Source organism: Lysinibacillus sp. BPa_S21 (assembly GCF_023337795.1).
Taxonomy (GTDB): domain Bacteria; phylum Bacillota; class Bacilli; order Bacillales_A; family Planococcaceae; genus Lysinibacillus.
The window spans coordinates 82,844-102,794 of sequence record NZ_JALIRS010000009.1 but is presented as its reverse complement, the minus strand read 5'-3'; the positions used below and the strand labels follow the sequence as shown (position 1 = coordinate 102,794).

Sequence of the window (19,951 nt, the reverse complement as noted above, 5' to 3'; positions counted from 1 at the left end):
TTTGGTGATGAGCTCATTATTTGAACAAATGGATTTGGTGAAAATTCCCGTGTGAGAGTATGGGGCCCATTCAGGCAACATGAATGTTGGTCAAGAAGATTTTATCACAGAAGACGTTGCACTAATTTCATCTTAGAGAATGGATCTCAGGTAAGAATTTTTAATGAAAAATAGTTTAAGAAATTATGAGGGGATGATTCAACTATGTTTTTAGCAATATTTGGTGCAATGGAGCAAGGGATCATCTATGCGATTATGGCACTTGGTGTGTATTTAACATTCCGCGTGTTAGATTTTCCGGATTTAACGGTTGATGGAAGCTTTGTAACAGGGGCGGCTACAGCAGCGACGATGATTCTGCTTGGCTACCACCCTATCTTAGCGACTTTGGTGGCAATTGTTGCTGGATTTATTGCTGGATGTATGACAGGAATTCTTCACACAAAGGGGAAAATTAATCCTCTATTATCAGGGATTTTAATGATGATTGCTTTGTATTCTATTAACCTACGTATTATGGGATCAACGGCAGAAAATACGATAGGTCGTCCAAATATTCCACTATTAAATTCAGAGACTTTATTTTCAAAGTTTCAAGCATTTTGGAGTAATTTGGGAATCGATACGGTATTAAATAACCTATTAAAAGGCTTCGGCGTACAGAAACTACCAGGAACATGGAGCACGATCATCGTCGTGTTAATCATCACAATTCTAATAAAGTTCATTGCAGACTGGTTCTTGAAAACAGAGATTGGTCTGGCTATTCGAGCAACTGGTGATAATAAGCGTATGATTCGTAGCTTCTCGGCAAATACAGATACACTTATTATTCTAGGGCTAGGACTTTCAAACGCACTTGTCGCATTTTCAGGTGCTTTAATCGCACAATATTCGAAGTTCTCGGATGTAAGTATGGGAATTGGGATGATCGTTATCGGCCTTGCATCTGTTATCATTGGTGAAGCAATTTTTGGTACAAAAACGATTATGCGTACAACTTTTGCTGTCATTGCTGGAGCTATCATTTACCGCATTATTCTAGCATTAGCATTACGAGTAGATTTCCTTGATTCTGGAGATATGAAATTAATAACAGCTATCATTGTAATTATAGCGCTGATTTTACCTCAATTTATTCATAAGAGTAAGGAGCGCAAACGCAAGGTGAAGCGCGCAGCAGAGAAGACACGAGTAAAGAAGCCGATTGAGCAGGGAGGGAAAGGCCTTGCTTAAATTACATGGCATTAATAAGATTTTCAATGAAGGTACCCCTGATGAAAAAATAGCACTTGCAGAAATTAATTTGCACTTAAAGCCAGGGGATTTCGTCACAATTATCGGTAGTAATGGTGCTGGTAAATCAACCATGATGAATATGGTTTCTGGCGCATTAACACCAGATTTCGGCACGGTTTCAATTGATGGGAATGAGGTAACTCCTTTACCAGAATATAAACGTTCTCACTATATCGGTCGCGTATTCCAGGATCCAATGGCTGGTACAGCACCAACAATGACGATTGAAGAAAATTTAGCATTAGCTTACTCGCGTAATAAGAGTAGAGGGATGCGTTTCGGTGTTGATAAAAAGCGTCGAGAATTTTTCAAGGAATCCTTACAGATGTTAGGCTTAAATTTGGAAAATCGCCTCTCTGCAAAAGTCGGCTTACTTTCTGGAGGGGAGCGTCAGGCGCTATCTCTTTTAATGGCAACATTCACGAAGCCTTCGATTTTATTGCTAGATGAGCACACGGCTGCACTTGACCCATCCCGTGCAGAGTTAATCACACGTATTACGAAATATTTAGTTGAGAAAGACAGCTTAACGACGTTAATGGTCACGCACAATATGCAACAAGCATTAGACTTAGGGAATCGCCTGATTATGATGGATAAAGGTCAAATTATTTTAGAGGTTGGCGAGGATCGTAAGCATGAATTAACCATTCCTGATTTAATGGCAGAGTTCGAACGTATCCGCGGTGAGAAAATGAACTCAGACCGTGCGTTACTAGGATAATAAATGATAAAACGCTCATACTTCGGTGTGAGCGTTTTTCTGCTAGATGTCGATATTTTTAGGAAGTTGGGTGATAAATTAAAAAAGTTGGTCGATAAATCGATAAAGTTGGTAGATAAACTAAAAAAGTTGGTAGATAAATAATCAAAAGTTCTCGATAAATATGGGAAAGTGTTTGCATTATAATCTAGCGAAAGGAGGTGAAAACATGTTACTGAAAAAACGGGAAATTTCATCGAAACAACTCATATTAGAAATGCTTGAAAGGCGATTGCCTAAATCTCACCCAAAGTCTACTTACTATCAAGAAATGTTAAATAGAACAAGAGCAGGGTATGCAGGTGAGCAAAGAGTAGATCAGGAATGGCAAAATATCTATTTGGAGCATATGTATTATTTATTGCATGATGTTGTGCTAAAAGCTGAAGGTGGATCCATACATCAAATAGATACATTATTGATGTCGCAAAATTTTATTTTAATAGTGGAAATCAAAAATATCGTTGGTCATATAGAATATATGGAAGATCATCATCAATTTATTCGGATTACTTCTGAAGGCAAAGTCGACGGCTTTCGTAATCCCTTTGATCAAGTGAAGCGGCATGCTAGGTTTTTGCGTCAAATTTTTCAAAAAGCGGGCTATCATATACCGATTATATATATGATTGTCTCTGCAAATCCGAATATGATAATGACGTCCAGTTTATCGGCGCAGCCTATTATTCATGTGAGTGGCTTGGCAGAAAAGGTAGAGCAGTTGTTTTTACGCTATTCACGAGTCTGTTTGAGTGAAAAAGATTTAGAACATATCGTTGAACACATTCTAAAGAAGCATGAACCAACACAATGGATACCAGATATCGAGTGGGGTGAACTAAGAAAAGGGGCATTATGCTCGCAGTGTGAGTATCAGCATAAGGTACGGTATTTCTATGGGAAATGGCGTTGTAGCAAGTGTCAACGGATAGATAATAAATCGATGCTAGTAGCATTACAAGATTATCAGCTAATGCTGGGAAACAATATTTCTAATGAGCAATTTCGTAATTTTTTTGATATTGACTCAGAGAGAATAGCTTATTACTTATTGAAAAAGTTAAAGTTTGAAGTGGTTGGTGAAAATAAAAATAGAAAATATATAATTCCTGCTAAATTATTAGATTAAATGTAAGCGACGCAAACTATCGGTGCGGTCAGATAGTGTCGCCAGTAAGGTAGATGTCGATATTTTTGGAAAGTTGGGTGATAAATTAAAAAAGTTGGTCGATAAATCGATAAAGTTGGTAGATAAACTAAAAAAGTTAGTAGATAAACTAGAAAAGTTGGTGGATAAACTAAAAAGTTGGGCGATAAACAATCAAAAGTTCTCGATAAATCTCAAAAGTGCCTCTATAAACCTAAAAAAGCCACACTCACATAGCAAGTGTGACCCTTTATTATTAGACTAATAAGCCAAATAGTTGGATGTCGTTGTTTACTTCTTTGTATTTGAAGCCGAATTCGTTCATGCGTGCGAGTAATCCTTCGTAATCTTTACGATTGCCAAGCTCGATACCGACTAAGGCAGGACCACTTTCTTTGTTGTTTTTCTTTGTATATTCGAAAGTTGTAATGTCATCGTTCGGTCCTACAACGCTTGTTAGGAATTGGCGAAGTGCGCCTGCACGCTGTGGGAAGCTTACGATGAAGTAATATAGTAAACCTTCGTGGATTAAAGATTTTTCTTTAATCTCCTGCATACGACCGATGTCATTATTACCACCACTAATGATGATAACGACTGATTTCCCTTTAATTTCCTCTTTATAAGAGTCAAGTGCTGCTACAGACAATGCTCCTGCAGGCTCTGCAATAATCGCGTGTTTGTTATAAAGATCTAAAATCGTTGTACAGACTTTTCCTTCTGGTACTAATACAATGTCGTCTAAGTAGCGACGACAAACATCATAAGTGTGATGACCGACGCACTTTACCGCAGCACCGTCTACGAATTTATCAATCCAATCAAGTGCTACTGCACCGCCTTCTTCAAATGCAGCCTTCATACTGCCCGCCCCAGAAGGCTCTACACCAATAATTTTGCTAGTAGGGGAAAGGTTTTTCACATAGGCAGAAACCCCTGACATTAAGCCGCCGCCACCAATACTACCAAATACGTAATCAATCGGCTCCTCTATATCATTCATAATTTCAACTGCGACTGTTCCTTGCCCAGCAATGACATCAAAATCATCAAATGGGTGAATAAAGATTTTATCGTGTTCATCACAGTGAGCTAATGCACTTTCGGCAGCATCATCAAAGGTATCACCTGCTAAAATAATTTCTGCATAATCTCGACCAAACATACGCACCTGGTCAATTTTTTGCTTAGGTGTTGTTTGAGGCATAAAAATACTTGCTTGAATTTTCAATTGTGCGCAGGCGTAGGCAACACCTTGAGCATGATTGCCAGCACTTGCGCAAACAACGCCAGCTTCACGAGCCTCTTCTTCAATTTTTTTAATCTTATAATAGGCACCACGAAGTTTAAATGAGCGTACATGCTGTAAATCTTCGCGTTTAAAATAAATATTAGCTCCATATTTCTCGGATAAATAGTCATTTTTTTGTAGCGGCGTGTGCACCACTACGTCTTTTAAGAAATGATGTGCAATCAAGATATTTTCTACTTGCACAGTTCTAGTGTCAGCAGCTTCCATAGTATCCATCCTCCGTTATACGTTTAAAACATTTATCTATGATAGCATATTTTATTTGCTTTTGGTTATTAATTTTTAGTAAATTCTAAATTTTCGGTGTCTACTTAATAAAAATGTAGAATAATTAAATTTCTTCGAGAATATTTTGTAGAAATAAAGGATACACCTATTTCCTCATAACGAAAATGGTCAAGCATATACTAGAATACCTTAGGACAAGTAGGAGGGTATGTAATTGGAAATCATTCAAGGAATTCTATCTACATACATTCAATTTTTCGATTGGGAAATGTGGAAAGAGATCTTATCTGACCCTGTATCTTGGGGGTTAATATCGACACTAGTGATAATAGAAGGTTTACTCTCGGCAGATAACGCACTTGTATTAGCCGTGCTAGTGAAGCATTTGCCAAACAAGCAACGCAAACGAGCATTAATGTACGGTATGTTGGGCGCCTATTTTTTCCGATTTTTATTTATCGGGATAGGGGTTTATTTAGTAGAGTTTTGGTATATTAAATTGCTAGGAGCTCTGTATTTAGGCTGGTTATGTGTCGCTCATTTCTTACAGATTGGGGAAGCGGATAGTGCTAGGGAAATGAAAAAATCAGGGCTGATGGTTCGTCTTTTCGGAACGTTTTGGGCAACAGTCATTTCTGTAGAACTGATGGATATTGCTTTTTCAATTGATGCGATTTTTGCTGCTTTTGCGATATCCAATCAAATTTGGATATTACTAGTCGGGGGAATGCTAGGTATTTTAATGATGAGGACTATTGCTGGCTTATTTTTAATCATTATTGAAAAAATACCAGAATTAGAGGCGACAGCGTTTATTATTATTGGAGTTATTGCCCTAAAAATGCTAGCCAGCGTTATCGGTATTCACGTTCCACACTATATGTTTTTTGTTGTGTTAATAATTATTTTCTTTATAACTTTCATTATTCATTTTTTAAAAAAGATGAAGGTTGCTTAACAATAAAACGGTTCTGTTCTCAATGGAGAGGACAGAACCGTTTTATTGTTAGTTTACATATTGATCAGGATTTATAATATAGAATTTTTCAATATTAAGCCAGCTTTCACTCATTGGCTCACCGTTATCGACACGTTTTTCTGTTTCTTGCATCATCCAAGCTGTTTGGGATGCATGTGCTTTTAATGCGTTCACTTTATCCGCCTTCATTTCACGAATATCAACGATAACATGCGGCTCTCCATTTTTTTCAATGGTATCATTTGCAAAAGCACAGCCTAACACTTGTGGACGTGCAGCTTTTGGCATACGACGAACAGCTTCTACTACGGCACGCGCTGTTGCCTCGTGGTCAGGATGCACTGCAAAACCAGGTAAGAATGTGAAAATAAGTGAAGGCATTAACTCTTCTATTAAACCTTCAACAAGCTTTACCATTTTTTCATCGTCTTCAAATTCAATCGTTTTATCACGGAAACCAAGCATGCGTAAATCCTGTATACCCATAGCATCCGCTGCTGCGACAAGCTCTTTGCGTCGAATTTCTGGCAAGGATTCACGTGTTGCAAAAGGTGGATTTCCTAAATTACGCCCCATTTCGCCCAAAGTTAAGCAGGCATATGTAACAGGTGTATTCATTTTCTTTGTATAGTAGGCAATTGTTCCAGCAACTGAAAAAGCCTCATCATCTGGGTGAGGGTAAACAATTAAAATATGACGTTGTGGTTGTAAATTCAAAAAGTCGTCCCCCTTAATAAGTAAATGGCGTTTCGCTAATTTCTAGTGCAATCGCCAATTTACCTGAGTAGTCTAGTCCAGCCATTAATAAACGGCCTAAATCATCTAATTCAAAATGTGTGATGCCTTGAGCATAAACCCAGCCATGCGCCATTTTTAACCCGACACGATGGGGTGAATCATCTACCACTTTAGCAAGTTCATAGTTGATTTTTGCATTGCGAATAAAAGCACCTGCATTGAAAAATTTCTCATCATAGTGTGCTGCATAAGAACCGTTTGTCGTCTCAAGATGAATATAAACGTCTTTGTTGGCGAAAGAATTCAATAATTCCTGCAACGTCTTTACTTGTACTTCTTGCATCTTAACACTCCTCTCGATTGTTTCTCCTTTAAGTATAGTAAAAATAATTCACAAAGGGAAATTGAATGCCTAAGTAGTACTACATCAACGATAAACTTCTCCTTAAAGGAATCTCGAAGGCTTGTTTAACTTCTTTCAGCGGGGTCCCTAAACATCCACTGAAATAGGTTAAATCCTATGAAAAGCCTGAGTAACCAATATCGTACTGTGCTGCCACTTCGCTTTCGAATCCACTGATCTAAAGCTTCCGAACGTTTTTGCCGAAGCATAATTGATTACACCTTTTAATCTATGAAGATTTTTTAAGCAAAATTCTTGAAAAAACTATAGAAATATATCAATATAATGAATGTGAAAGCAATTTTGTACAAAATGTGTCGTTTTGTATTGTATACGGTTTCACAAATGAAAAGATACTGAACATGATTTCTTCCTTAACTGACGGAAAGGCAGCGTATAATGTTGAAGGGAATTTTAACTAGGTAATAACGAATTCTATCTTGGTACAATAGATGACGTTCCTTCAACATGGTTATGTATAGCTGTAAAAAGGGAAGAAGACGGAAAGCTCATTATCATAGTATAGTAAAAAAGCCACGATTCTCTTTTATGACGGAGAATCGTGGCTTTTTATATTTAGTGGTTTATGGGGGTATGTATTTTTTTAATATCGGTTGAGTTTTCGTTCAATGGAATCTAGACGATTGTTAAGATGTGATAGATGCTTATGCATTTGTCTAAACTGTAAATTTTGATTTTGCGCGTCTGATGTTCTTGTCTGTTCGTTTTGCTCTTCTTCCTGCAATGCCAAAATGGTGGAGAGGGTTGCTAATGAATACCCTATTGTTAAAACCATTGAAGATATTAATTCCACTTTGGTAGACGTTATATCTCCATTCAGGAGACCTGTGTCTTCACCAAGGAGACCTGCTTCTTGACCACCTAGATTATTTGGATCAGCATTTATGTTTTGTTGTCTACGTCTTGCCATTTTTCTCCCTCCCATATACAGCTAATATATGGCATATGAAGTAGTAGCGTATCTTGTCCTAAGCATAAGAAGAAATAAACATCCCTCAATATAAAAAATTCACAATTTTCTAACAATTTAATTGATTTTTATGGAAAAATAGAGCAATATAGTAGAAATAAACAGTAATTTCAAGGGGGAATAGATGTGAACAAAAAATTTAAATATTGTAAAGAATCTAGAGTCATGCGAACAAGTCGAGTTTTTCCGAATGATATTAACAATCATAATACATTGTTTGGTGGTCGATTAATGAGTGACATCGATCAAGTAGCCTCAATTTCAGCAGCTAAGCATAGTCGTAGAGATTGTGTGACGGCCTCAACGGATTCTGTAGACTTCTTGCATCCAATCCGCCCGACAGATTCTGTTTATTTCGAATCCTATGTAACGTGGACAGGGATATCTTCAATGGAGGTTTTCGTAAAGGTCATTTCCGAGAATTTAAAAACGGGAGAACGCAAGGTAGCGGCAACAGCATTATTAACCTTTGTTGCATTAGATGAAAATAATAAACCTGCCCCAGTTCCATATGTCATTCCAGAAACAGTAGAGGAGACAAAGCTACACGAAACTGCAGCTGAACGGGCGAAGGTACGTGCAGAGCGTAAAAAGGAAAGTAAGGCATTAGCACAATTCATTTCGATGAATGATCCATGGGATTATCGGCTCGAAATGATGGAGAACTATTATATGTAAAAGAGGCATCTGAAACTAATCAGATGCCTTTTCGCTTTTAAATTTCTGTTACTGTTACTTGTGGTGCACCGAAACGAGATTTTGCGCCGTGCATAACGGGTCCTACATAGTCATTTAATGCCCAACCGTGAGCGATTGCTGCTGAAACGAATTCTTTTGCTTCAATGACAGCCTCTTGTACTGAAAGACCATTTGCAAGATTTGCTGTTACTGAAGCAGCAAATGTACAGCCAGCCCCATGGTTATAAGTAGAAGCGACTTTTTCAGATTCTAATAAGTAGAATTTTTCACCGTCGAAGAATAGGTCAGTCGCTTTTTCAGTAGCTAACGCTTTTCCACCTTTAATGACAACAGCTTTAGCGCCAAGTTCATGAATTTTACGAGCTGTTATTTTCATTTCCTCGATTGTTTTTGGTGTTCCAGTTCCGGCTAATTGCCCAGCTTCAAACAGGTTAGGTGTTGTAACTGCAGCTAATGGTAAAAGATGTTGAATCATCGCATCTGTGTTACCAGGGTTCAATACTTCATCTTCTCCCTTGCAGACCATTACAGGGTCAATGACAACATTTGCTGTACCAGATTTTGCAATAGCATCGCCTGCAATACAAATAATTTCTTCCGTTGACAGCATGCCAGTTTTTATGGCGTCAATGCCTGTTGAAAGAGCTGTATCGATTTGTTTTTGTAAAAGCTCTGTTGGTAATGGTGTAACGTTATGAGTCCAACCGTTTGGATCCATTGTTACAACAACCGTTAATGCCACCATGCCATATGTGCCATGCTCCTGAAATGTTTTAAGATCGGCTTGCATACCTGCGCCGCCTGATGTATCTGAACCAGCAATCGTTAAAGTTTTTTTAAGAGTCATGTGGAAGATCTCCTTTATAAATGAATGTTTTAAAATTACCATCTAGTGTAGTCTTATTCTGGATGTGTAAAAATAGTCAGAATTATATATTTTTATAAGGTCAGTTGAAGCAGAAGTCTCTCATCTCTAGTTTGTCTTAACATAAAACTGATGATGCCCAGGCATAAATGAATTGAAGCTTGAATTCAACTTTGTTTTTTTGTACCGTTGTAGAAGAGAAAGGGGCTTTATTACGATGAAACAAGTATTCCCGAACGATTGGCAAGCAATACTTGCAGAAGAAGTAGAAAAAAAATACTATACAAAGCTCTGTCAATTTGTAGAAAATGAGTATTCAACCCAAACAATTTATCCACCAATGAATGACATAATGAATGCATTTTATACGACAGCTTATCATGACGTAAAGGTCGTAATTTTAGGTCAGGATCCGTATCATGGACCAAACCAAGCACATGGATTAAGCTTTTCGGTCATGCCAGGAATCTCACATCCACCAAGCCTTCGAAATATGCTAAAAGAGTTACAGGATGATCTTGGTTGTCCTATTCCTCAAAACGGAACATTAACGAAATGGGCACAGCAAGGTGTAATGTTATTGAATACGGTTTTAACCGTTCGAGCGGGTCAGGCAAATTCCCATAAAGAACAAGGATGGGAGCAATTTACGGATGCGGTCATCGATAAATTAGCATCAAGAGATAAACCAATTATTTTTGTGCTTTGGGGTAAGCCAGCTCAACGTAAAAAACAATTAATTTGTAAATACTCAACACCACATATAATCTTAGAAGCGCCTCATCCAAGTCCACTAAGTGCTTATCGAGGTTTTTTCGGCAGTAAACCATACTCGAAAATCAATGCACAGTTAGAAGAATGGGGAGAGCAACCAATTGATTGGTGCTTAGCTTAGTAAACTTTGTTCGCCAAGGCGAAATTGATGCACTTACTGTTTCGTGTTACAGTTAATAATAGAAGAAAGCGGGGGGCAACGATGAAGGTAAATTGTTTCAAATGTCAATATTTTAAAGTAACATGGGACCCACAAACTCCACGAGCTTGTGTAGCATATGGCTTTAAAACAAAGCAAATACCATCCGTTGTCGTTAAACAATCCTCTGGCACGGACTGTCTGAAATTTGTGCCAAAAGTAGAAAGTAGGAGAATGCAATGATTCCTTATCAAGCCGTTATTCAACAACTTGAAAAACAATTATCCGGTGTCAAAAATGCCGGAGACGAACAACAAATTCGTGAAGCCTTAACAGCAATCCGAGCATTATGCGACGTAGTATTAGAAGCATCCAACGGCATTTCTAAAGCGCAGTCAAAGCATCTGCCACAAATGCTAGTGTCAGAGCCGAAGCAGACAAGTTTATATACAGCAAAAATTGAAGAAGAAGACGGAGCAAATGGTGATTCAATTTTTGACTTTTAAATATCTTTTGAAGGTAGGGAAAATGACATGAAAAAATTTATCGTGACTGGTGCACTTCACGGCTTTTTAGCGGTGGCGTTGGGTGCATTTGGTGCACATGCTTTAAAAGAAGTTTTAGACGATTATAGTCGCGGGATTTGGGAAACAGCTGTGCAGTATCAGATGTTTCAAGCCACAGCTATACTTATCATTGGTATTTTAATGAGCTCTAAACTACTAGGTGAGGTCAAGCAGTTAAATTTAGCTGGAATCTTTTTTAACCTAGGTATTGTCTTCTTTTCAGGAAGCTTATATGTGCTAGCAATCAGCGGCGTTAAAGTTCTAGGCGCTATTACACCAATTGGCGGGGTTCTATTTTTAGCTGGCTGGGTTCTAATTATCGTAGCTGCGCTTAAACATGCTCGGTAAAAATATATAGATAAAGTTACTCCCTTGCACTAAGTGTGAGGGAGTTTTTATTTTTTACAGAATGATCGTTTTAATTCCTATTTTTTTTGTAAGAATTTATAGTACACTATTATTATCAAATAAGTTCGACAAATCAGAAGTGAGGTTTTGTGATATGGAGAAACTTTTTACTTTGCTAGATAATAACTATGATGAAATGGTAGCGATTCGTCGTCATTTACATGAATATCCGGAATTATCCTTTGAAGAAGTGGAAACGCCAGCGTATGTAGCTGCTTTTCACCGAGCACTTGGACATGAAGTTCGTGAGCATGTAGGTGACCGTGGTGTTGTTGCTACTTTACGTGGAGGAAAGCCAGGTAAAACCGTGGCATTGCGCGCTGACTTTGACGCACTGGCAATTCAGGAGGAAAATGATGTCCCTTATAAGTCAAAAGTGGATGGTAAAATGCACGCATGTGGACATGATGGCCACACTGCCACATTACTGGGGCTTGCAAAAGCACTTCATGCAATGAAGGATGACATTGTAGGCAATGTCGTTTTTATTCATCAGCATGCAGAAGAGATGGCGCCAGGTGGAGCAAAGTCTATGATTGAAGATGGTTGTCTAGAGGGTGTAGATGTTATTTTCGGTACACATTTATGGGCACCAACACCATTAGGGGATATATTGGTGAGAGATGGAGCAATTATGGCTGCTGCGGATAAGGTGGAAATTACGATTCAAGGCAAGGGTGGTCATGGTGCGGAACCGCATCATTCTATTGATGCTGTTACTCTAGCGTCCCAGTTTGTTATCAATGCACAGCAGCTTATATCTCGCCGCATTGATCCATTAAAATCAGCCGTTTTAACAATCGGTCATTTTGAGGCCATTAATCCTTTCAATGTGATTGCTGAACGAGTAGTATTAGCTGGAACAGTCCGTACTTTTGAGGAGCAGGTGCGCAAACAAATGGAGCAAGAGCTTGAGGCCGTTTTAAATGCTACTTGTTTGGCCTTTGGTGCAAGCTATGATTTTCGTTATACGAGAGGCTATCCACCTGTTTACAACCATGCGAAAGAAACAGAATTTATTGCGCAACTTGCAGCAGATATACCAGGAGTAAAAAATATTATAACGTGCCCACCATTTATGATTGGAGAAGACTTTGCGTATTATTTAGAGAATGTACCAGGTACATTTTTCTTCACAGGTGCTAAAAAGCCAGAGTGGGAAGTGGCATATCCTCATCATCATGCACGGTTTGATTTTGATGAACGTGCCATGTTGATTGCTGCCAAAACATTAGGGAAAGCAACATGGCAGTTTTTACAAGAAAATCAATAACAAATAAAAATCGGCATGCTAGGAGGTATCCTAACATGCCGATTTTTTGATCTAATGGCAAATATCCACGCAGAATCCTCATGACATACGAAAATATTTGCAGTGCAAGCAAGAATACCAGACCCAATTGGGATCTAGCGCAATTTGCAATGCGACGAAGCTTGAGTAAAACGGAGCGAAGGAGCAAACCGATATTCTGTTCTTATTTTATTCGCATATAGAGGAGCGGGATAGGACCATATAAAAAATATGAAATTATGAATAGTTTATTTCTTATGGATTTTGGTTAAAATAGGCCATTTCTTCATCATATTCAGCAAAATCAAAGTAAATCATTGGGAATAGGAAACGGTGATTCGATTTGAGTTCACGTATAATCACGTGATCTCGACCAGCAGCTTCTACAACGCCTCGCACAATTTTCACGTTTTTTCCTGGCTCAACAGCATGCTCGAAAGAAAAATGGAAGGTAGCGGGTTTTCCACGATTCAAACGGAAAATATTTTCAATATACGATTGCTCCCGTCCAGTTGGTCGTGCTCCAGTCGTCTGTGGAGGCATTACCTGCGGAGGCATTTGTTGTTGCGTTGTTGGTGTCCAATAATAAGGCATCATAAGTTATCAACCTTCTTTCTTTTAGATTTGAGGACAATCCTCTTCGGTTGGCGAGAAGAAGCAATGTGCTTTGAATCTTCCCGTGTTCCACTGACCATACCATTGTGCTGGACAATCTCCCTCAGGTCTGAAAAACCATAGCAACGAGTCGCCGGATGGAATCTTTCGCCTTGAATAACTCTCTTCGCTAATCGAAGGTCTTGATCACGTGCTCGTTGATAAAAGTAGCCTTTTAGCGTCGCTTCAAAGCCCTCAGGACGTTGATAAACCATTTGTTCAATGGTACGAACATCCTTAAAATCTAAACAATCTGCTCGTACACGATTGACGCCAACATTGCCGACCATCAGCATACCAAGTTTCCTTCACCTTCTGCTTCAGCCCGCATAAGCCTTGCTAGCATAGCTGTTTGTGCCTCATTCGTCTTTATAACAGCGATTTTCACTCCTCCTCGCAGACAGTATATGCATGATGGTATTGTAGACATGTTCAATTTCGATGAAAGAAATTCACAATTTAAAATGACTAAGCATATATTAATAACGATGAGTAGTCTGTAAAAAAGAGGCAGACTAGGCACATCACCAACATGTGGGGGTGATTTCCGTTCCTACTTGGTACGTCTGTCATACCGAGACATAATTGATAAATGGGTAAAAAGAGAATAGAAAATATCCGGGGGAACGTAGGATTAGAAATTGCATGTGTATGGAATACATGTGAGGTGACAGGGTATGGAGATTGGTGTTTGGATAGGTATTTTGTTGAGTGCTGTGCTGGCATTTTTAGTGGGCAGTTTTTACGGACAGCCACTCCATTGGTATCTTTTTATACTAATAATCGTAGTGGGATTTTTCATCCATACGATTATTTTAATTTTGAAGGTGAAGGATGAAAGGCCTTAAGGCACAGCACGCCATATGAAAATAAGAAAGTGTCATCGTAATGGGGTGACACTTTCTTATTTTTTTGATTGAGTAAGTGGAATTTGCTGTTTTGTAAGTATATTAAAAATAAACGGTGACATACTAAAGTTGGAAATTATTTTTTTGCTCTCATGAAGGAGTGTTATCATGCAAACTTTCGGGACGTTTGTAGCAATTATCATAAGTGCATTCATCGCCGTTGGAATAGCAGAATACTATCAGCAACCGTATAGTTGGTACTTAGTTTTCTTGATGATTCTAGCTGGTTTTTTTATTCATACAATTATTTTAATATTGGAATCAGAGAACAGCGAAGAAAACGAATATTAAAAAATGCGAGTCCGATTGGAGGACTCGCATTTTTATATTTAATTAGACAGTTAAGAATTTCACAAGTTTTTCTTGATCAAGAAGGTTACCAACGAAGAATGCACCGAACTCACCATAGCGGGCTGATACTTCATCGAAACGCATCTCATAGACTAATTTTTTGAATTGGAGTACGTCATCTGCGAATAATGTTACGCCCCATTCGTGATCGTCAAAGCCCACAGAGCCAGTAATAATTTGTTTAACTTTACCAGCATAGCCACGACCAATCATACCGTGAGAACGCATTAATGATTTGCGTTCATCCATTGAAAGCATATACCAGTTGTCATTGCCTTGACGACGCTTATCCATTGGATAGAAGCATACATGCTTAGCACGTGGAAGCTCAGGATATAGACGAGCACGTACATGTGGATTTTGGTAAGGATCTTCGTCTGAGTCACCTGCTAAATAGTTGGAAAGCTCTACAACAGATACATATGAATATGTAGGAATTGTAAAATCAGCAATCGCTAATTTATTGAATTCAGCTTCAAGCTCTTGTAACTCATCCATTGTTTCGCGTAATGTCATAATCATAAAGTCAGCTTTTTGACCAACAATTGCGTAAAATGCATGGGCACCTGTTTTAGCGATATCAGCTTCGTTTAATTTTTCTAAATAGGCAATGAATTCTTCTACTGCTGCTTGGCGTTCTTCGGCAGAAACTAGTTTCCATGAAGCCCAGTCGATTGAGCGAAAATCATGTAAAGCGTACCAACCATCTAAAGTAATTGCTGCTTCATTCATTATTAAAAACACTCCTTTATAAGTGAATAGCATTCAAAATTTAGTTTATCATAGTTTGTACAAAATCCCTAAGTTCATGACTGCATTTCACGAATTTGACACCATCCAAAGATAATGTATTCTAAAGAGAATAGATGTAAATAGAGGAGCTCCAATCATGAAAAGTATTTTACAACAGCCGATTTGGCGTTTTTACGATCAATCCATTAGCGCGAAGCAAAGATCGCCACTCGAATCCTTTGCAACCGACGATACGTTATGTCAGCTAGTTGGGCAATTAGCCTCTCCACCAACTATTCGTACATGGGTACATGATGCATCTGTTGTGCTTGGTATTCAGGATCACCGTCTACCCTATGTGCAGCAGGGCATGGACTTGCTCAAAGCACGTGGCTATCATCCTATTGTACGCAATTCAGGCGGATTAGCCGTTGTGCTGGATGAAGGTGTATTGAATATTTCTATTGTTTTATCTGAACAAACGGAAGCGCTAAGTATTAATGATGGCTATGATGTAATGGTAGCCCTAGTAAAGGAATTATTCCCTGAAGTAGCGGATCAAATCGAAGCCTATGAAATTGTAGGCTCCTATTGTCCAGGATCCTATGATTTAAGTATAGAAGGAAAGAAATTTGCTGGTATATCGCAAAGACGCTTACGTCAAGGGGTAGCAGTGCAAATTTATTTATGTATTGAAGGAAGCGGATCAGATCGAGCGGCGCTCATTCGAGACTTTTACGAGGAAAGTCTAAAAGGAGAGGAAACGAAATTTACGTATCCTACTATTGTCCCTAATGTGATGGCGTCGTTATCAGAACTGATTGATGCCTCATTAACGGTGGAAGCCGTTGTGATCCGTTTACAGCAGTTTCTTAACAATATGGCAGAAGAAATTCGAGTTGAATCTTTCCATGATGAAGAATTAACGCTCTATGCATTTTATTTACAACGTATTTTAGAACGGAATACGAAAATGCTTGATCGGAAACTGTAATCATCAATCATTTCCAAGAAAAAAAGCGATGCTGCTAATTAAGCGCATCGCCATTTTCTTGTGCATAAGGGCTACTTACAACAAGATTGCCGTTTTTCTCCATTTTGAAAACAGGTGCAATTCGTTCTTCCTCTTCATCTAGTGTTACTAGTCGTCTAGCGCGGTTCATAATTTGTACAAATTGCTCGTAATCTTTTCGAATAGCTCTATTTTCCTCTTCTAGCTGTGTAATGGTTTTCTCTAGTTTTTTATTTTTCTCAGATGTTACGTGTACTAGTTGTCTCCATTTTGTAGACTCATTACCTACTTCACCAGAGTGCTGTAAACGTAATAAATAAGCTATGACAATATCGAGATTTAATGCAGAAAGAGGAATGGATTTACCCTCTGCGCCACTACTATTAACTGTAAACATACTAGAAGCACGGCGTCTTGCTGGAGCTCCCAACACTCGCATTCTTTCTTTTCTTTCTTTTTTTGCTTCTGCTAATTGTTCCTCGTATTCTTTGCGAACAACAGCATTCCAACGAAAGCCACATGCAGCAGCAGTACGATTTAAAGCGTCACCAGCTTCTTCAAAGGCATTTAATTGTGTACTACCTTCCGTTACATGGCGAATTACCGCCTCTGCTAATAATTCATCGTTTTCTTCTAACCAAGCATCTTGTCTAACTTTACTCATATTAAAATCCTCCCACCTTTATTTGGAACTTTTATTTACAACTAGCATGACCAATCTTTTAACCTTTTATTCATCCATGTGGAAGGAATTATGCTTGAATACAAGGGGAAAAATGCGATACAATACCCGATGTAGGTTTGTACGTATGCTACATACTTAAATATGTGAAAGTCATACGATCAATAGAAACGAATTTTTGAATCATTTATGCCTCGGCATTTGTGCATGCACAAAGAACTTCTTCCCGATTCATCTCATCCTCTATAGAGGGGGAAGACTTCTGTAGCTGCCGCTGTGCTTTCGCTACAAATTGCTAAAAGAAGTTAAAAAAATACTATATAGAAAGGGTTGTTGACACAATGGCAAACGAATTTAAAGTTTGCGATGAATGTCAGGCCGTTAACTTAAAAACGTTAATTCCAAAATTAAAGGAAATCGATCCTGATGCAACCATCGAAATTGGCTGTCATTCCTATTGTGGCCCGGGACGTAAAAAAACATTTACCTTTGTAAATAGTCGACCTGTTGCTGCATTAACGGAAGAAGAACTAATGGAAAAGGTTTTAGCAAAGTTAAAGAAATAAGTAAAACAAAGCGCTATCTTCACTAGTCTAGTTGAAGATAGTTTTTGTTTTTTTGGCTGTTTTTTTATCGACGGATAGAAAAGTAAGAGCGACGGAAAGAACTATCGAAGTGACGGAAAGAAGAGCCAGAGAGACGGAAGGCCAATGAAGCGGCGGGAAGCTTCACGTTATGCCTTACCCCAACATTGATGTTGAACCTGGTTCATCATCAAAGTTAGGAATAGTATTGGCCAAAACGTATTCCATATATATGTTGATTGGAGTGGAGGCTGGGCGACTCCTTGGGGATTAGCGATAGGGGAACGAAGGCTAAAACCATCACATCCTGTGATAACGCCTTCGTGACCAACATCATGCTGCTGTCGCTGCGTTAACACTACGCTTTCGCGCAAAAAACATCTGTTGGCCCGAGACCCTGGAGCGAGCAACGCGAGTGAAGCGGCTCATCGGACGCCCCCAGGAAGCTCTGCTCTGCGCGAAAGCGAAGCGTCAGCGGCAATGTTTTATCTGTGCGAAAGCGAAGCGACAGCAACAAATGTTTTCTGTAGCGAAAGCAAAGCGGCAGCTACAAAGCGCCCAGCCGGAACGGAAATCAACCCCACGTTATGATGATAAGTATGGAAATTAGGTCAATAGAAACCTAAAATAAGACAAGAATACAGCGAGTTAGGTTGATAGTCTCTATAATTAAAAGTAAATATGTATGCTAGTCCTATATTTATCGCATATAATAGAACAAATAGGAAACGGGGGTGCTGTACAATTGACACATTATGCAAAAGCTAAATTACAAGAGGAAAAAGTATTTAAGGATCCAGTACATCGCTATGTGCATGTACGGGATCAAGTGATTTGGGATCTAGTGGGTACGAAGGAATTTCAGCGATTACGTCGAATTCGCCAGCTAGGTACAACGTTTTTAGTATTCCATGGAGCAGAGCATAGCCGCTTTAGTCATTCGCTTGGCGTTTACGAAATTGTACGCCGCATAGTAGATGATATTTTTGCTGGTCGTCCTGAATGGGATGAAGATGAACGACTGCTTGTGCTTTGTGCAGCCCTATTACACGACTTAGGGCATGGACCATTTTCACATGCTTTTGAAAATGTCTTTGAGCTTGATCATGAATTTTATACAAGACAAATTTTGCTTGGCGATACAGAAGTGAATGCAGTATTAAAAAAAGTATCTACTGATTTTCCGGAGAAAGTATCGCAGGTCATTGAAAAAACATATCCGAATAAACAGGTAGTCAGTTTAATATCCAGTCAAATAGACGCTGATCGTATGGATTATTTACAGCGTGATGCTTATTTCACTGGCGTAAGCTATGGTCATTTTGATATGGAACGTATTTTAAGAGTAATGCGTCCACGAAAAAATCAGGTCGTTATTAAGGCGACGGGCATGCATGCGGTAGAGGATTATATCATGAGCCGCTATCAAATGTACTTACAAATTTATTTCCACCCAGTATCTCGCAGTGCAGAAGTTGTCTTAAATAATATTTTAAAACGAGCTAAACAACTGAGCTTGGCAGGCTACAAATTTAAGCACGAGCCAACACACTTTTTAGCATTTTTCCGTAACTCCATTACGCTTGAAGACTATCTTGCATTAGATGAGAGTATTCTTTTTACATATTTTCAACTTTGGATGCAAGAAGATGATGCTATATTAAGTGACTTAAGCCGCCGATTTGTAAACCGAAAGCTATTTCAGTACATCGATTTAGATCCAGGTGTAGAGCTAGATAAATATCAAAAATTACAAGATCTTTTCAAGGAAGCTGATTTAAATCCAGAATATTATCTTGTCCACGATACGACGGCAGATTTACCTTATGACTTTTATCGACCAGGAGAGGAAGAAGTACGTGTCCCTATTTTCTTAGAAATGAAAAATGGAGATCTACGAGAGCTTTCACGGGAATCTATTATTGTTGATTCTATTTCTGGCCGCATGAAGCGAGATCATAAAATATATTTCCCACTAGATTTCCTAGAGGACAACAGTACCCATCCTGCTGTGAAAAAACAAATATTAGCTTTACTGCAACGGCAAGGGAAAAATTAATAAAAAAATTTTTTTGTATAAAAATATGTATAAAAAAATAAATGGAATTAAAAGCATTCCAACATATCTATAGTGAAAAACAGCGAAAGTACTCTAATTGAGTTATTTTCGCTGTTTTTTTGTTGTTGTATAAAGATGAAAAAAGTGGAAACTATATAGAAGTTTTTAGAATTTTATAAATAGAAAGTCCGAGATTGTTTAGTATTTGTTTAGTATAATCGTTTATAATGAGTCGAAAACCCTAAGAGGGGTGAGGCCTATTACTAAAAGTGACGCAAAAGTACTATGGATATATTCGAATTGCACATAACACATACATAAGTCATCGTAAGTGCCTATTCGTGAGTATTTATTCGAGTGTATTCAT

Annotated in this window: 22 protein-coding genes and 1 pseudogene; 14 read left to right on the top strand and 9 right to left on the bottom strand. The window is 38.5% G+C overall.

Annotated features, from left to right (window positions below; genetic code table 11):
- Positions 1 to 204 precede the first annotated feature (204 nt).
- From MOK21_RS17250 to MOK21_RS17240, 3 genes are all read left to right on the top strand, one after another.
- Positions 205 to 1,236, top strand: coding sequence for an ABC transporter permease (locus tag MOK21_RS17250; RefSeq protein WP_249075220.1), 1,032 nt, complete (start codon positions 205 to 207; stop codon positions 1,234 to 1,236).
- On the top strand, positions 1,229 to 2,023 hold the full coding sequence (locus MOK21_RS17245) for an ABC transporter ATP-binding protein (RefSeq protein WP_249075219.1): 795 nt from the start codon (positions 1,229 to 1,231) through the stop codon (positions 2,021 to 2,023). Before MOK21_RS17250 ends, MOK21_RS17245 begins: the two co-directional genes overlap by 8 nt.
- 208 nt (positions 2,024 to 2,231) lie before the next feature.
- Positions 2,232 to 3,191 carry a nuclease-related domain-containing protein gene (locus MOK21_RS17240; RefSeq protein WP_249075218.1) on the top strand — a complete coding sequence of 320 codons (960 nt, stop codon included), beginning with the start codon at positions 2,232 to 2,234 and terminating at the stop codon, positions 3,189 to 3,191.
- Between the two features lie 274 nt (positions 3,192 to 3,465).
- Here the strand turns inward: MOK21_RS17240 and ilvA are convergent, their stop codons facing one another.
- Entirely contained in the window at positions 3,466 to 4,728 is a 1,263-nt protein-coding gene (ilvA, locus tag MOK21_RS17235; protein WP_249075217.1) for a threonine ammonia-lyase IlvA, read from the bottom strand.
- A 235-nt stretch (positions 4,729 to 4,963) separates the two neighbouring features.
- Between ilvA and MOK21_RS17230 the strand changes: the two genes are divergently transcribed.
- Positions 4,964 to 5,707: a TerC family protein gene (locus tag MOK21_RS17230; protein ID WP_249075216.1), complete on the top strand. Its 744-nt coding sequence runs from the start codon at positions 4,964 to 4,966 to the stop codon at positions 5,705 to 5,707.
- Between the two features lie 48 nt (positions 5,708 to 5,755).
- Here MOK21_RS17230 and bshB2 read toward each other — a convergent pair whose 3' ends face one another.
- From bshB2 to MOK21_RS17215, 3 genes are all read right to left on the bottom strand, one after another.
- A complete protein-coding gene (gene bshB2 / locus MOK21_RS17225; protein ID WP_249075215.1) occupies positions 5,756 to 6,445 on the bottom strand; it encodes a bacillithiol biosynthesis deacetylase BshB2 in 690 nt (229 codons plus the stop codon).
- Between the two features lie 13 nt (positions 6,446 to 6,458).
- Positions 6,459 to 6,809 (bottom strand): YojF family protein, encoded by a 351-nt coding sequence (locus tag MOK21_RS17220; protein WP_049667947.1) that lies wholly within the window; start codon positions 6,807 to 6,809, stop codon positions 6,459 to 6,461.
- Between the two features lie 664 nt (positions 6,810 to 7,473).
- On the bottom strand, positions 7,474 to 7,800 hold the full coding sequence (locus tag MOK21_RS17215) for a hypothetical protein (RefSeq protein ID WP_249075214.1): 327 nt from the start codon (positions 7,798 to 7,800) through the stop codon (positions 7,474 to 7,476).
- A gap of 186 nt (positions 7,801 to 7,986) precedes the next feature.
- Here MOK21_RS17215 and MOK21_RS17210 point away from each other — a divergent pair, with 186 nt between their 5' ends.
- The gene (locus tag MOK21_RS17210) at positions 7,987 to 8,538 is read left to right on the top strand and encodes an acyl-CoA thioesterase (protein ID WP_249075213.1); all 552 of its coding nucleotides are present in this window, start codon (positions 7,987 to 7,989) and stop codon (positions 8,536 to 8,538) included.
- 37 nt (positions 8,539 to 8,575) lie between these two features.
- On the opposite strand, the gene thiD is transcribed toward MOK21_RS17210, so the two are convergent.
- Positions 8,576 to 9,406: a bifunctional hydroxymethylpyrimidine kinase/phosphomethylpyrimidine kinase gene (gene thiD, locus MOK21_RS17205; protein WP_249075212.1), complete on the bottom strand. Its 831-nt coding sequence runs from the start codon at positions 9,404 to 9,406 to the stop codon at positions 8,576 to 8,578.
- A gap of 235 nt (positions 9,407 to 9,641) precedes the next feature.
- Between thiD and MOK21_RS17200 the strand changes: the two genes are divergently transcribed.
- From MOK21_RS17200 to MOK21_RS17180, 5 genes are all read left to right on the top strand, one after another.
- Complete coding sequence (locus MOK21_RS17200) at positions 9,642 to 10,319, top strand: uracil-DNA glycosylase (protein WP_249075211.1); 678 nt, start codon at positions 9,642 to 9,644, stop codon at positions 10,317 to 10,319.
- A gap of 81 nt (positions 10,320 to 10,400) precedes the next feature.
- Positions 10,401 to 10,580: a uracil-DNA glycosylase gene (locus MOK21_RS17195; protein WP_249075210.1), complete on the top strand. Its 180-nt coding sequence runs from the start codon at positions 10,401 to 10,403 to the stop codon at positions 10,578 to 10,580.
- Positions 10,577 to 10,843: a YwdI family protein gene (locus tag MOK21_RS17190; protein WP_249075209.1), complete on the top strand. Its 267-nt coding sequence runs from the start codon at positions 10,577 to 10,579 to the stop codon at positions 10,841 to 10,843. The genes MOK21_RS17195 and MOK21_RS17190 overlap by 4 nt, the downstream gene beginning before the upstream one ends.
- Positions 10,844 to 10,870: 27 nt before the next feature.
- A complete protein-coding gene (locus tag MOK21_RS17185) occupies positions 10,871 to 11,251 on the top strand; it encodes a DUF423 domain-containing protein (protein ID WP_249075208.1) in 381 nt (126 codons plus the stop codon).
- A gap of 154 nt (positions 11,252 to 11,405) precedes the next feature.
- Entirely contained in the window at positions 11,406 to 12,584 is a 1,179-nt protein-coding gene (locus MOK21_RS17180) for a M20 family metallopeptidase (protein WP_249075207.1), read from the top strand.
- A gap of 273 nt (positions 12,585 to 12,857) precedes the next feature.
- On the opposite strand, the gene gerQ is transcribed toward MOK21_RS17180, so the two are convergent.
- Complete coding sequence (gene gerQ, locus MOK21_RS17175) at positions 12,858 to 13,199, bottom strand: spore coat protein GerQ (RefSeq protein WP_249075206.1); 342 nt, start codon at positions 13,197 to 13,199, stop codon at positions 12,858 to 12,860.
- 21 nt (positions 13,200 to 13,220) lie between these two features.
- Positions 13,221 to 13,602: pseudogene (locus MOK21_RS17170) on the bottom strand (cell wall hydrolase).
- A gap of 670 nt (positions 13,603 to 14,272) precedes the next feature.
- Between MOK21_RS17170 and MOK21_RS17165 the strand changes: the two are divergent.
- A complete protein-coding gene (locus tag MOK21_RS17165; RefSeq protein WP_249075205.1) occupies positions 14,273 to 14,455 on the top strand; it encodes a hypothetical protein in 183 nt (60 codons plus the stop codon).
- 42 nt (positions 14,456 to 14,497) lie between these two features.
- Here the strand turns inward: MOK21_RS17165 and hemQ are convergent, their stop codons facing one another.
- The gene (hemQ, locus tag MOK21_RS17160; RefSeq protein WP_249075204.1) at positions 14,498 to 15,247 is read right to left on the bottom strand and encodes a hydrogen peroxide-dependent heme synthase; all 750 of its coding nucleotides are present in this window, start codon (positions 15,245 to 15,247) and stop codon (positions 14,498 to 14,500) included.
- Between the two features lie 157 nt (positions 15,248 to 15,404).
- Here hemQ and lipL point away from each other — a divergent pair, with 157 nt between their 5' ends.
- The gene (gene lipL / locus MOK21_RS17155; protein ID WP_249075203.1) at positions 15,405 to 16,241 is read left to right on the top strand and encodes an octanoyl-[GcvH]:protein N-octanoyltransferase; all 837 of its coding nucleotides are present in this window, start codon (positions 15,405 to 15,407) and stop codon (positions 16,239 to 16,241) included.
- A 34-nt stretch (positions 16,242 to 16,275) separates the two neighbouring features.
- On the opposite strand, the gene MOK21_RS17150 is transcribed toward lipL, so the two are convergent.
- Complete coding sequence (locus tag MOK21_RS17150) at positions 16,276 to 16,923, bottom strand: RsfA family transcriptional regulator (RefSeq protein WP_249075202.1); 648 nt, start codon at positions 16,921 to 16,923, stop codon at positions 16,276 to 16,278.
- A 359-nt stretch (positions 16,924 to 17,282) separates the two neighbouring features.
- Here MOK21_RS17150 and MOK21_RS17145 point away from each other — a divergent pair, with 359 nt between their 5' ends.
- Positions 17,283 to 17,507: a YuzB family protein gene (locus MOK21_RS17145; protein WP_049667962.1), complete on the top strand. Its 225-nt coding sequence runs from the start codon at positions 17,283 to 17,285 to the stop codon at positions 17,505 to 17,507.
- A gap of 703 nt (positions 17,508 to 18,210) precedes the next feature.
- Positions 18,211 to 19,584, top strand: a complete 1,374-nt coding sequence (locus MOK21_RS17140) for an HD domain-containing protein (protein ID WP_374110221.1) — start codon at positions 18,211 to 18,213, stop codon at positions 19,582 to 19,584.
- Positions 19,585 to 19,951 lie beyond the last annotated feature (367 nt).